The 13,586-nt window shown below is 67.5% G+C and carries 7 protein-coding genes; 4 read left to right on the top strand and 3 right to left on the bottom strand.

The features are described 5' to 3' along the window. Window position 1: 1 nt before the first annotated feature. From Vqi01_RS20135 to Vqi01_RS20120, 4 genes are all read left to right on the top strand, one after another. On the top strand, window positions 2-1,696 hold the full coding sequence (locus Vqi01_RS20135) for a helicase HerA-like domain-containing protein (protein ID WP_204036372.1): 1,695 nt from the start codon (window positions 2-4) through the stop codon (window positions 1,694-1,696). Then, on the top strand, window positions 1,693-2,319 hold the full coding sequence (locus tag Vqi01_RS20130) for a hypothetical protein (protein WP_204036371.1): 627 nt from the start codon (window positions 1,693-1,695) through the stop codon (window positions 2,317-2,319). The genes Vqi01_RS20135 and Vqi01_RS20130 overlap by 4 nt, the downstream gene beginning before the upstream one ends. Then, entirely contained in the window at window positions 2,310-3,890 is a 1,581-nt protein-coding gene (locus Vqi01_RS20125; RefSeq protein WP_204036370.1) for a serine/threonine-protein kinase, read from the top strand. Before Vqi01_RS20130 ends, Vqi01_RS20125 begins: the two co-directional genes overlap by 10 nt. Before the next feature lie 812 nt (window positions 3,891-4,702). Continuing rightward, window positions 4,703-6,115: a hypothetical protein gene (locus Vqi01_RS20120; protein WP_204036369.1), complete on the top strand. Its 1,413-nt coding sequence runs from the start codon at window positions 4,703-4,705 to the stop codon at window positions 6,113-6,115. A gap of 243 nt (window positions 6,116-6,358) precedes the next feature. Here Vqi01_RS20120 and Vqi01_RS20115 read toward each other — a convergent pair whose 3' ends face one another. The 3 genes from Vqi01_RS20115 to Vqi01_RS20105 are packed head-to-tail and all read right to left on the bottom strand — an operon-like array spanning window position 6,359 to window position 13,493. Beyond that, window positions 6,359-9,046 (bottom strand): RNaseH domain-containing protein, encoded by a 2,688-nt coding sequence (locus Vqi01_RS20115; RefSeq protein WP_204036368.1) that lies wholly within the window; start codon window positions 9,044-9,046, stop codon window positions 6,359-6,361. Beyond that, window positions 9,043-12,378, bottom strand: a complete 3,336-nt coding sequence (locus Vqi01_RS20110) for a pPIWI_RE_Z domain-containing protein (protein WP_204036367.1) — start codon at window positions 12,376-12,378, stop codon at window positions 9,043-9,045. The genes Vqi01_RS20115 and Vqi01_RS20110 overlap by 4 nt, the downstream gene beginning before the upstream one ends. After that, complete coding sequence (locus Vqi01_RS20105) at window positions 12,375-13,493, bottom strand: restriction endonuclease-related protein (protein WP_204036366.1); 1,119 nt, start codon at window positions 13,491-13,493, stop codon at window positions 12,375-12,377. Before Vqi01_RS20105 ends, Vqi01_RS20110 begins: the two co-directional genes overlap by 4 nt. Window positions 13,494-13,586: the final 93 nt, after the last annotated feature.

The following is a 13,586-nucleotide window of genomic DNA, read 5'->3' as shown; positions in this document are numbered from 1 at the left end:
CATGTTCCGAGACGACGACAACTACATTGGCAAGCTGGTCGGCAACACCGGGGAGCCCAACAAGCTGACGATCGCACTGCGTACGAGCTTCTCGGCGCGGCGTGGGGAGTTCGTGCGGGTCGCGCACCAGGAGCGCGAGTCGGAATCGCAGCTCGACGTGCTGGGCCGCATCGTGGGGCTCTCGCGGTCGAACATCCTGTTCAGCCCAGCGCTCGGCGAGGGGATCAGTGAAGTCGAGCTGCTGCCGCAGTCGCGGCTCTCGGGCGAGACCGTGTACGCGACGCTCGAGCTGGTCGGCTACAAGGATCCGTTCACCGGTGAGATCCGGATACCGCGACGTCCCCTTACGCCGGGGACGAAGGTCTACGGAGTCGACTACGCGTTCCTCACGAGCTTCTACGAGTTCTCGGAGGACACCAGCATTCATCTCGGCAACCTCGTCGGCTACGAGAAGGGCGAGAACATCGTCCCGGTCTTCCTCGACGCGAATACCTTGGTGACCGAGCACCTCGCCGTGCTTGCGATGACCGGCTCGGGGAAGAGCTACACCGTCGGGCGCGTCATCGAGCGGCTGGTCTCGCAGCTCAACGCGTCGGTCGTGGTCTTCGACCCGCACGGGGAGTACGGCAAGGCCTTCCGAGCCGGCAAGCTCAACTTCAACGACCGCCTCGATAAGGTCGAGGATCCTCGGGACCGGCAGAAGCTCGCGGAGATCCAAGATGCCCTCCAGCAGCTGCAGGACCGCGGGGGTGGCATCAAGGTCTACACGCCGCAGCTGCGGAGCTTCGACGAGAAGTACGCGGGGAAGAACATGCGCCTCGCTCTTCAGCTTGACCACTTCGACGTGGACGAGTTCTCCGGTGTGCTCCCTGGTCTGACGGAGCCGCAGCAGCGCGTGCTCGACGTCGCGCTCCGCTACTGGAAGGAGAACATCGACGAGCCTCGCGACATCCAGGAGCTCTTCGCGGTCCTCGATGATCTCGACCGTCTGAAGGAGTGGGTGACGGAGTCCGGCAGCCAGGGCGAGGCCAACGCGCTCCGCGGAGGGAGCGCCAACATCGCCGCCATCCGCCTTCGGCGCATGATCAACGAGGCCCAGAGCTTCTATTCACGCGCGGCCGGTGAGCCGTTCGACGTCTACGAGATGGTCGGCGACGACAATGCCGAGGCCGGACGGGTCTGCATCATCGACCTCCAAGGGCTCTCGAACACGGCGCGGCAGGTCATCGTCGCGCTCATCTCGAGCGAGCTGATGAAGGCGGCGGCCGACAAGCAGCGCCCGACCCGGCCGGTGTTCATTGTCTACGAGGAGGGGCACAACTTCGCGCCCGCCGGCGAGGCTGCGATCTCGAAGAACATCATCAAGCGCATCGCGGCCGAGGGCCGGAAGTTCGGCGTGGGCTTCGCCATCGTCAGCCAGCGCCCGAGCAAGCTCGACTCCGACGTGACGAGTCAGTGCAACACTATCGTCGCGATGCGCATCAAGAACCCGGACGACCAGCGGTTCATCCAGAAGACCTCCGACTACTTCTCTGCAGCGGACCTGGCGGAGCTCCCGACGCTGTCGACCGGTGAGGCGCTGATCTGCGGACGGGCGATCATCGCGCCGCTCGTCGTCAAGGTCGGCACCAAGGCGCTCATCCACGGCGGTGAGTCACCGCGCGTGTGCGAGCGCTGGGGGAGGTCGGGAGGATGATGGGTGACCGCTCGACATCACCGGCGGACCTGGTGTTTGACGGGCTCACCAACCGCGAACTGATGGTCGAGCACTTCCCGATGCTGCTGTCGTCGGGGATCCCGGACATCGGGCTCACGGTGCACTCGCACTTCCTCACGGTCCTGGCCACCGCAGGGCAGTCGCAGGGCTATTCTGCCGTGGCGGAGTGCCCGATCTGGTGGGCCCGCGACAACGGTCTTGGGGACGTGCGCGCTGACTCCGTGTGGTTCGACAAGCACTCGGGCGAAGCCTCGCTCGCGTTCGAATTCGAGAGGTTCGAGCGCGGTGACGAGGGGAAGCTGCGGGGCAAGGTCGAGAACCTCGCGGTCGCGTCGACCGCTTCCCCGGGCTTGAAGCTGTGTGTCCTGATCTACTGGGTGCGCAGCGGCTCGGCTCCACGCAGCATGGACGCCACCATCGCAACTTACCGCGAAGGGTTCAGGCGTCGTGGCAGTGACGTGGACCCGGCACGGACACCGTTGATGATCATCAAGTGCGTGATGCGCCCCGCTCCCGATTCCGAACGTCTCGTGTTCGGCGAGTTCTTGCGCGACGAGCGCAATGAGCGGCTCGCCCTGGGGAGGGCGCAGGCATGGCGCTGATCGTGTTTCGCGGCAAACCCGGCGAGGAGCTGGGCGATCGGTTTCGCTTGCTAGCCGAGCTCGGGAAGGGGAGCTTCGGCGAGGTGTGGCAGGCGCGGAGGCTGAAGGATGGTGCCACGGTCGCGATCAAGATTCCGAAAGACCAGGAGAAGGGCGAGGAGGTGCTTCGCAAGGAGCCCGACATAATCAGGGACATCCATCATCCGAACATCGTTCGAGTCCACGGCTTCCACAACATCAGCGAGCTCTTCGTAATCGAGATGGAGTTCGTCGATGGCTACGACCTGGCGAAGGTCCTCGACAGCGTCAGTACGCGAGCGCCGCTCACCTTCGAACAGATCCTGGAGTGGACGCTGCAGATCCTCCACGGCCTTGCTGCCGTCCACGCCGCGAACATCTCGCACAACGACCTGAAGCCGCAGAACATCCTCGTCGACAAGGCGTCTGGCGCAGCGAAGATCACCGACTTCGGGTCGAGCCGCCGGCTCGAGGATGTGTGGGTCTGGACCAAGCGCCAAGGCACGGAGGCGTACATGGCCCCGGAGGTGGCGCTCGAGGGGAAGCGTGCCCGGGACGTCAGCGACATCTACTCGATCGGCGTTCTCCTTTACGAGATGGCCACGGGACGGTTGCCCTACTCGAGCCCGCATCAGCTGCTGACCGGCGTGCAGATCGCCAAGCCTCGCGAGGTCAACCGCGATGTGCGTGCCGATCTCGAGGACGTGATCCTTCGCGCGATGGCGCGGCGGCCCGAGAACCGTTTTCCGAACTGCGGGTCGATGCGCGCCGCCGTGCAGGCATGCCTTGACCGGTTGCGCGCCGAGGCCGCGACAGCAGCCATGCCGGCTCGCTCGGAGCCCAGCCAGCTCGGCTTCCGGCCGCCCTCGTCGAGTCCGCTCTACTACCTCGAACTGGCCAAGCAGCGGCTCGCCGAGGACGACGCTCAAGGTGCCCTGGAGGCGGCGGAGGCCGCTGTCGATCGGAGCGACGGCCATCCTCAGTACCTGCGGATGCTCGGCGGCATCTGTATGCGCCTGGGGTACCACCGCAAAGCGGCCGAAGCGTACGAGCAGCTGCTCGCCGCCTTCGATCGTGGCTACCCGGTCGAGGGTCATCAGCGACGCGAGGTGCTCGAGCGACTCGGTCAGCTGTACACCAACCTCCAGCGGTACGGCGACGCGGTGGCGATCCACGAGCGCCTCGTGCACGCCGTCGACCGGCCGTACTCGCGGTTCCGGCTTGCCGTCGCGGCGGGACTTGATGGCGATTACGGGCGCGCGATCCAGTTGCTCGAGACCGTTCGAGCGGAGCGGCCGGATGCCGTCGTCGTCTACTCCAAGCTCGGGTGGGCGCACGCCCTCAACGGGAACGATCGCCTCGCCCTCAGCTTCTACAACCAGGCCCTGGCGCTCGACGCCTTCGACCTGTTCAGCCTCTTCGAGCTCGGGAAGTACTACTTCATGGTCGGTGATCGGCGACGCGCCCGGGAGTACTGCGAGCGAGTCATGGACGCGGACAAGCAGGGCTTCTACAGCGACCGCGTCCGCGAGCTCACGAGCCCGACAGCCTAAGCTCCACCCACAGCGCCCGCATGGTCTTCCCAGACCAGGCTCTCGAGCAGGCGCCGCAGCGTCCGATCGGTGATCGGTCGCGGCCGACGGGGTACTTGAGGGCGAGGATCTCCCAGATCAAATGCTTTCGACCTGGGGCTGGGCGGGTAACGACGACCATGGTGTTCCGACGGTGAGCCCGTGTCGAATCCGGTCAGACGGCTCGTGCCGCTGGTGCGTTTCTCCAGGCCGCTCGCCGAAACCGCGGAGCGCGTCTCCGCGCAATGGACTCTCGTCTTCAGGCGTTGTCGGGTGTGGGCAAGGGGTTGGGGATCGTGTGTTGCCGGTAGCGGGTCACCGGGTGGCGGCAATAGAGGCGATTTGGCGCCTTCAACGCCGACGCGTCCGCGTTTCAGGTACTTGAGCATCGGCTGGGTCGAAAGATCAGCATTCGACCAACGGTGATGCCCTTGAACCGCAACTCGGCCAGAACCCGAAGCACTAGCCGAGGGCCGCACCGCGTGTGCCATGGCCTCGTAGACATCCCGACACTGAAGTCCACCACGTTGACGACCACATCGGTCACCGTGAACCCTCGGGGATCCGCGCAGCGCCACCGCCCTCCCAGCTCAGCCTCTCGGCTTCGGGCGGTGCCGGCGGCTGCGGTCACCACGACGTCGAGTTCGCTCAACGGTTCAATCTCGACGGAACCTGCGCATACCGCGCCGAGTGACGCGTCTACCGCAGCAGCCGGAAGGTGAACATGATCCGCATCATCGCAGCCGTATGGTACCTACCAAGGCGACGTACCCTCGCGAAGGGCGGTTGACCCGTTGTCGACGTTGATCCAGCTGACGGCCGAGCAAGTCGAGCTCGTCCGCCACGGTGTCCTGTCCGATGCCACTTTTCAGCCGATGCCGATGGCGGCGGTCAAGTCGTTCGAGTCGGCACGAGAAGGAACGCGGCGCGCTCGCCGTGCACCGGTTCGGAAAGCGGCTGAGCCTCGCCGGCGCATTGACTCCCTAGACCGCGAGGTCGCCGCCGAGTACTGGAAGCACCAAAAGATCGAGCTGGCCCTGCTGATCGGCAACGTCGACCTGCCCGGCTCGCCGGGTTCCGGATGGGCGGTGGTGGCGCTGGCCCGGGCGCACGCGCTCGGCAGGCTCGGCAGCGGGACGACCGGCGTACGCAATTTAGAGATCCGGAATTGGACTGTGCTGGCCACACCAATCCCGGTGGACGCCATCATCAGCGGGCTGCCGGTCAACGAGGCCCACTGGTGGCGGCGGAATCTGCACGCGTCGGCGAGGCCCATCCCGCCCAGCACTGACGAGGCGACTCTTCGCCAGCTGCGGCAACGGATCACCGGCTTCGACGAGATAGTCCGGTCCGTGCTGCTCCCACCCGCACCGGCCGGTGGCGCCGCGGTCGCAGGGCGGCCCGCTCTGCAGGAAGCCCGGGACGCCAACATGACCGCGGCTCGCCTGTTCTCCCCGGACTGGCGTGACCTCGAGCCGGTCCCGCTATCCGACGAGCCGTCAGCCGAGGTGGCGGCTTTCGTCGCGGAGCTGAGGCCGGACGAGAACGACCTGATCCAGGACGACATCATTCCCTTCGAGGGCTGGGAGCAGCATCGGTCGCAGGGCGGCTGGGTGGAGTTTCAGTCCGAGGGGCGCCGGCTGCTGGTCAAGAACATCAACTTCAAGTCGGCTGAAACGCAGACCGGCGCGGACCTGGTCTACTGGCGCAGCGAGCCGGACGCCTTCGTTATCGTGCAGTACAAGGTGCTGGACCGTGACAGTAAAGGACTGATCCACCGGATCAATGGCAACGATCGCCTGCTCGGCCAACTCGAGGCGATGCTGGCCTGCACCCGGCCGGACGGCGTCCCTCCCGCGAAGGTCGCTGACTTTCGGCTGGCCGGTACCAGCGCGTTCGTCAAGTTCGCCCATCCGATGACCAAGCTGCATACCGATCATCAGCTGATCGACGGGCATTATCTTCCCGCAGAGCTGGTCCAGCTGATGTATGCGGATGCGGATCCGGATCTGGGGCGCGACGGCGGCAAGATGCTGCGCTTCCCACCGGAGCGCAGCATCGACCCTGAGACGTTCTCCCGGCTGGTCCGCGACTGCTGGATCGGCACCTCGGGCAAGGCCAGCGCTGCCCTCCACCGGTTTCTACCGGGCCTGCGTGCGATGCCTCCCGCGCACTTGGTCATCGCCTACGATGAACGTCGCCGCTGACGATGCTCTTGCCTCGGGTTCGCGCAGCAGGCCGGGATGTCGGCCGACCGCTCGTCGTAGTCGCCGCGGGCTCGCAGGCTGCCCCGCGAGTCACTCTTGAGGCATAGCCCAGTACGCAGCCGTCCGGACTCCCCGAGTAGCTCAGCCTCAGCCGGAATTTGGCGGTGGCACTAACTCGGGAGCCGCCCCCGGTGCCGAAGGGAGGAGCCGTAGCTCCAGCAATCCGCCGATCGGTTGGGCGCCTCACAGGTACTCGTCCGCTAGCGAGCAGAGGTGCAGAACGCCCGGATATTTGGTGGCCTGGTCGGTGTGGGCATGTGCTCTACGCAGCAGTGACACCAGAGTGGCGAGGGCTGCCGGATCGTCGTTGGGCCGTTGGTGGGCGACGCAGATCTCCAGGGGCACCGGGTTCGACGCCTGCACGGAGAAGTTGGTGTGGATGTCGGGGTCGAGCTTCGTGCGGCCGTGTGGAGTTTGCATCTGGTCGGACTTGGGGTTGACGGAGTAGTAGACGCGTTCGCTAGCGCGGAACAATCCGCTGACCCTGGGGTGGTGCTTGTCGAGGTCGTTGGCGAAACCGCGGGGGACTTCCATGGTGCTGGAGCGGTCTCGGACGCGGACGATGCGCAGGCCTGGTGTCTTGTCCGGTCCGTTGGTCTCGGGGAGGTCGGCGTCGTCTTCGATGTCGACGCCGGGCAGGATCAGCTGGTCGGGGCGCAGGTGCTTGTCCTGCATCCAGTCCCAGCCCCAGTTCCGGAATCCGGCGGCTCTGACCATGATGATGCGGTCGTGGGTTGCCGAGTCGGCGGTGCCGCCGATGCCCAGGACGTTGACGAGGAAGCCGGCGAGGATCTTCTTCTGTTGCCTGCCAGGGCCGATCCGTCCTTTGCCATCGGCGAGAAGGGCGGGTAGGTCGGCGTAAGGGACGGTGTGAGAAGGGCTGCCATCTGCGCCGGGGAGGTAGGCGGTTGCGGTGCCGTCGGGTTGTTGGCGGATGACGATCGGGATGCAGGTGGGGCCGTCGTGGTGTAGCCAGATCCCGACCTGCTCGATGTCGGGCAGTCCGACGGGCATGTGGTAGGGACCGAAACGGCCGAGCTGGCGCAGGCAGTCGTTGATGGCGGACGCCACGCGCAGGATGGTGCCGGCCCCGAACCGGGTGCCGGGGTAGGGCTCGGGCTTCTTCCGTTTGGCGTTCTCGGGCCAGGTCTTCGGCTCGGTGAACAGCTGGGCTGGTCGCAGGCACTGCAGGCGCCGATTGGTGCGGGCGAAGGCCTTCTTCAGGCCGGGTTTCGGGTCGATGAGCCGGGCGCGTTGGAAGAAGGCAGCGTCCTGCAGTTCGACGATGGCCCCCAGGCGGTCGGTGCTCCCGCCGAGCACCTCCCTTGCAAGCCGGTTGGTGTGCAGCTGGAGCATGGCGTCGTCGGTCTTCTTCTTGTCCGGGTCGGGTTGGACGCCGACGCCGACCTCGGCACCGTTGCGCAGGCGGACGGTGATGTTGAGGTCGCCGTGAAAGTGGGCCACGCTGTTGTCGGCCGGGTCGGACTCGCGTGCGAGGCCGAAGTGGTGCTCCAGGGTCGCAAGTACGGCCTCGCGGGTGATGTCGCTCTGCGTCCAGAGTTCGATGGTGTACGTGGTGTTCGGGTCGAACGCGGCTTTGATCTTTCGGGTGGCGCGGGAGCCGACACGCTCGAGGTCAGGCAGTGGCCGGATTCCGCGCCGGGTGAAGAGGCCGCGCAGCCTGTCATGAACGTCGACGTGGTCTCCTGGCACCAGGCCGGTGTTGGCGGCGTGGACGAGCGTCTTGGCTCGTCTGGTTTCGTTGCCGTCGGCGTCCACGCTGGGTGCGGCGTCGGCCTCCACCGCTTGGCTTTTGGTGCCTCCGCTGTACAGGAAGTAGGCGCGGATGGCCCGTTCGTCGAGCAGGTCGGCGGCTGCCGCCGGGTCGGCGAGGGTCTTGTGCGGGTCGGGGAACGAGAGTTGGGTGAGCTTCGCGAGGGCGCGGGCGAGGCCGGGGCTCCACTGCCACTGCCAGCCGCCGCCGGGGATCCGCATCTGCCGTGCCGGCGCGGACAGCAGGGTGTGGGGTTCGTCATCGCGGCCGAGGAAGCCTTGAGGTCCGTGGAGCCAGATGGTGGCCGAGGTGGGGCCTTTGCCGCGCGACGGCACGTAGGCCACCGGCATAAGGGGGAAGCGGCTGATGCTGACATCGGCGTGGATGCGCGGTACGGCGAAGTTGGGTGCCGTCTCCATGTGAAAGTCGATCTTGGCGGTGACGAGTCCGGGGCCGGCGCGGTCGTCGTCGGTCCGCTGGGGCGGCCAGAGGACGGCGCTGCGCCGGCCGTCGCTTCTCGGTGGCCCGAGGATGAAGTCGCGCCGGGCCTTGCCGAGCAGGTCGAGTTTGTTGTCGACGACCTCTTTGGCGAGGAACGAGGGCAGCATCTGGTAGACGTGCGGGGCCACTGCGGCGGTGCCGTTGGCGCGGACCGCGTATTCGAGGAGATTGAAACAGCGGCGGTCGAAGACGAGGTCGGCCGGTTTGAGTATTTGGTACCAGTCGACCTGGTCGGTGATCTCGGTGGTGGCCCAGCTGGCGATCGCGTCGGTGACCACGTACGTGTCGATGCCGGGGAACGCGACGATGAAGTCGTTCGACCTCAGGTCCCAGTTGACGTACATGATCGCCGGGTCGATGCCGCAGAGGAGCTCTTTGAGGCTGCTGGTGGGCAGCGAGTGCCCGGGGCGGCCGAACGGCCTCGTGCGCCATTGCCTGTCGAGTTCGGTGAGCCAGGCGGCGGGCATCGCCGCGACGTCGCACTCCACGTCCCAGCGGGCGCCTGGCTCGATGTCGAACGCGAGCAGCCGCAAGTGGTCGCCGGTGGTTTTGCGGGGCGGCTTGGCCGTGTTCTCGCTGGTGTCGGTGTCGGTCACCGGGGAGTCCTCCTCGATCCGAAGGGGTCGTTGGTGCGGACCAGGTGGCCCATCAGGCCCCATACGGCGGTGTTGACGGCGTGCTCTCGCAGGCGGTGCTGGCTCGCGCCGTCGGCGGGCGTGGCCAGCAGTTGTCCAAGGTACTGGTCGGTGGCCACGACGATGCTGGTACGCGCCGTGTCCGCGGTTTTCTCTTCGGGGTCGGCGAGTCGCTCGGCGAAGGCCGCGTCGCACAGCAGCACGGTGGTCGGCTGGTTGCCCCGGATGCTGCGTCCGATGGTCTGGCTCATGGGGACGAGGTTGTTGGCGACGAAGACGCGCCGGTCCTGCGGGTCGAGGGCGCGGAACTGGATGGGGCGGCCGATGGCGTCGAACCAGACCTTGCGGGCAGTGGAGCGGAGCTGCTTCACGAGGCTGCCGACTTCGCCGGGGGCGGCGGCCGGCGGCCGTTGGAGGTGGTCCATCGCCAGTTGGCTCACCAGTGACAGGGGGAAGGCCAGGTCGAAGGGCGGCGGGTGGGAGCGGGTCAGGTAGATGACGGCGCCGAGGGCGGCGGTGTCGTTGGCGTTGAGGATGTTGTAGCCGCGCTGGATCGACATCTCGGCGGCGACGAGAATGTCTTCCTCGCCGGTGCCGAAGCGCCCGACGAGACGGCGTTGGATGCCGCCGACGCCGGGGTCGGCGGCGTCGGGTACGACGATCCGCGCGCTGAGCTGGGGCACTCGGGCGTTGATGTGGTCGCCGACAGTGCGTGCCTCGTCGCCGGACAGGACCACGAACAGGATCTTGCGCCGGTTCTCGGGCAGCTTCGCCCGCAGCTCGTCGACGAGGCTGCGCGGCCGGCCGTCGACGGGCTGGCACAGCGCGGTGACCAGCAGCCGCAGGGCGTCGTGGCGCCGGCTGCCGGTCTTGCCAGACACGAAGATCGGATCGGCGCCGGCCCTCTGCGCCTTGACCGCCATGTGTGACGTTCGCAGGGCGGTCTCGTCCTCGGGGGGTGGGCGCAGCACGGCGGTGGGCTCGATGGGGATGTGGTAGAACGACGATCCGGGCGCCCAGCTGGTGGCAGAGGTGAGCACCACGTGGGGGCCCTGCACGCCCTCGCAGGCGAGGAGGTCGTGCGCGTGGTGCAGCAGCCACCGGCCGACTCCGTGAACCCACAGCAGCTGTAGCGACGCTCCGCCGTTGCGGCTGTCGGCCCACCGCAGAGCGAGGATGTTGCCCATCGGAGCCTCCGGAACGAGTGGCCGGTAGTCGCGTGGCGGCTGGTCGGCCCAGAAGGTTTCCTCGTCGGGCAGTTGCAGGTGCTCCCGCACCGATGGGTACATCGTCGTCATCGCGAAGAAGGTCGTGGTGATGCGGCCGGCGCAAATCGCTGCCTCGACGACCAGGCGCAGCAGGCCGCGACGCTGGTCGAACCATTCGCGGCGCACGTGTCCTGCCTCGATGTTCGGTTCCAGCCACCGGTCGAGCCAGTCGTCAATGGCCAGCGCCACCGCGGCGTCCGTCCGCGGCTGGCGGGTCACCTGCGCGACTACCTCGTCGAGGCTGTGCGGCTGCTCGCTCAGCGGGCTCTCCGCGAATTCCTGCAGCTCCTGGCGGTAGAAGTCGTCGGCGAGGTCCTCGACGCGCTTGTCCCCGTCACCGCGCGAGGGCAGACCGAACAGGGCCCGGGCGACGCGGCGCAACAGCGAGTGCGCCGTGAACGGCGCGTCGCCGAGCAACTCCTTCAGCCGCTGCCCGGACGGCGACAAAGCCAGCCGGTTCAGGACGAAGACTGCGTTCTGGTGGATCTGCAGCTGCGTGTGCCAGCGGTCCACCTCGTCATCAGCCGCCGGCGCCATGCTCTGGTTGTCCAGGGCGGCGTTGGTGTACTGGACCATCCGGTGCGTCCAGCCCTTGCCCGCAGCCACCAAGGGCTCGGTCTGCACGAACCGGGAGTCCAGCACCTGCTGGACCGCGTCCGCCTCGTCGATGACGAGCAGGTCGGTGTGCGGCTGGAAGGCCTCGAACCAGCGCATGGACGCGTCAGCCGGTTCCGCGCGGCTGGCGATGAGGCACTGCGCGGTGGTGACCCAGACCTGCGCGTTGGCGATCTCGCGGTGAGCCTTCTGCGCCGGGCAGATCGACAGCAGCGGACAGTCGTAGGCGGCCGGCTCGTCTGCCTCGGCATCGCGGAGCTTGCCGTGGCACGGAAACTCGTTCGGCTCCAGCGGCTTCCAGTCCGGGTTGGCCGACCGCCGGAAGGGTTCCAGCAGGCAGGAGGCGTTGGCGTAGGCGGCAGCCGGGTCGGCAGGGTTGTCGTCGTCGGGAACGAGGACGGGAGCTTCCTCGATCGCGGAGCGCCAGTACCGTGCGGCGTGCTCGGCTCGGTTGCTGCGCCCGATCAGGGGCACGGCGTCGATGCCGATCGACCGGAGAAACGACACCTTGGCGTAGACGTCACCGACCGAACCCAGGACCATCCCGACCCGGTTGCCGTGCTTCAGCACCCGGTTGACCGCCAACACGTCGGTGAGCGTGGTCTTGCCCGAGTTCATGAGCCCGACAATGTGGGACACGCCGTCGAGCACGAACGTCTCGGGTCTGTCGACCAGGCCGGGACCGTTGCGGTCGACGGAGCTGAAGCGCATGTTCTCCGTCAGGCGCTTGTGCCAGTTCCGGTTCGTGATGTGGGGCTTGCCGACAAGCCTGCGGTCGATCTCCTTCGCCGTCTCCAACAGCTCCTTCTCGAACGACACCGTCCAGGGTTCCCGAGAGCGGCGGGGCACGAGGGAAAGCCGCGCGACGGGCGGGGCCGGCGGCAGCGTCGACGGCAGGTGCACCACCTCGACGCCGTCTCCGACGCGGAACTCGTACCGCCGCCCGGCCGGCGCCGGCGGCCGGGGCGGGGTCAACCTGTACTGCAGCGGGTCAGCCAGCGCCGCGTCGTACGTCGCCACGCGGTCCTGGCACAACGCCGAACCTGCGACGGTGAACACCGTGTTGTCGTTGACCTGCCCGTCCGCGGCGTCGGTGCGGGCGAAGCGCCGCCATTCCTGCGGCACCCGCAGGTAGTGGTTGAGCAGCCTGCGCCAGTAGCCGCGCCGGGCCACGTCACCCATGCGGTGCCGCACCCGCCGGCACGTCGCTACGAGCTCGGGCGGTAGGTCGACGTACCCGGACAGCAGCGGCTGCAGCGCCCCCACCGGCTCGCCCGGGAAGTGCTTCGTCAGGAAGTGCAGCCCCATCTCGACTCGGCAGAACGCGTCCCGAGCCATCACCGCTTCCGGGAACTGCTCCCGGCGCATCTGCTTCATCAAGCTGTCTCGCCACGACGAGGTCTCTCTCACCCGGCCAACTCCTTCACCCGCTCCTTGACCCGAGCCACCAGATGGTTCTCGTCGATCACGCGCACGCCCGAGACCCGCCCGTCCAGTTCGGCTTCCAGGTCGCTGATGTAGCCCGGCTGCACCGCCCGGTGAGCTGGAAGCGCCAGGTACCGCCGGTCGCACGCCGGTGCCTGCGGCCAGGTGAATCCCCGGCCCAACAGTCGCGCGCTGACCTGGTCCTTTGCGTCCACGCCCCAGGTCTCGGCAACCTCCGGCACGCCACTCGCGCCTGGGCGCAGGAACTCGATCAACACGTCCAGCGCGTCGACTCCCGGATATGGCGTAACCCTGACCACCGGCGCCAGCGAGTCGACCGACAGCGCGTCGATGATCCGCGCCTCCACCAGGCCCGGATCATGGATGTACTTGCGGGTCGCCCGGTGCTGCTCGTAGACCACCGCCATCGGCACGGCCGTCCACGTCTGCGGTGCACCCCCGGGGCAACCCGCGGTCGCGCAGCACGCCGATGGATCGACCAGCACGTTGCGGCACGAAGGGCACAGGAGGAACTCCTGCGGCGCCCGGGCGGGCCTCGGGTGGTAAGCGAGGCTGATCAGCCGGTGGACGTGCGTCTGGCCGCTGTTGTCCTTCGCCGGAAAACGCCGCTCAAGGCCGCGGACCTCCCGGTCAGCGACCACCGCGTGGTCGATGAGGTAGCGCCGCAGCACCGCGTACGCGTCCCCGATCTCCTCGTCCGAGGAGCCATTCGCGGCCGCGGCTTCCCGCAGGGCCAGGTGCACCTGGTTCTCGGTCCACTCGGCCTCCACGTCGTGCCGCGCGAGCCGAGAGCCCTGCACCGCGAACTCGGTCAGGTCACCGTCGGCCAGCAGACAGTTCTGCAGGTCATTGAACGATAGGTCGAGCTGCACAGGCCACGTCGCCAGCGGCTGCGCACAGAGCTCCAGCAGGGCGAGGTCGCTGTCGAGCGGCTGCAGCCCCTGGTCGGCGAAACGCCACCACAGACGCGAGAAGCCCACCCGCCACGGGGCCGGCAACAACCCCGCCTCCTTCGCCGACCCGTCCGCCGCCTGTTTCCTCCGCTGAACGATGCCGGCCAGTCCGGCGGACAACATCATTACCGTCAGGTAGTCGTCATCCGGGGTCCGATCTCGTCCGAGATGCTCGCCAACGATTGGCACTTGAGCGAGAACGTCCATTGGCGCCGTTCC

The organism is Micromonospora qiuiae (assembly GCF_016863555.1).
Lineage (GTDB): Bacteria > Actinomycetota > Actinomycetes > Mycobacteriales > Micromonosporaceae > Micromonospora > Micromonospora qiuiae.
This window is presented reverse-complemented; position numbering and strand designations above follow the sequence as displayed.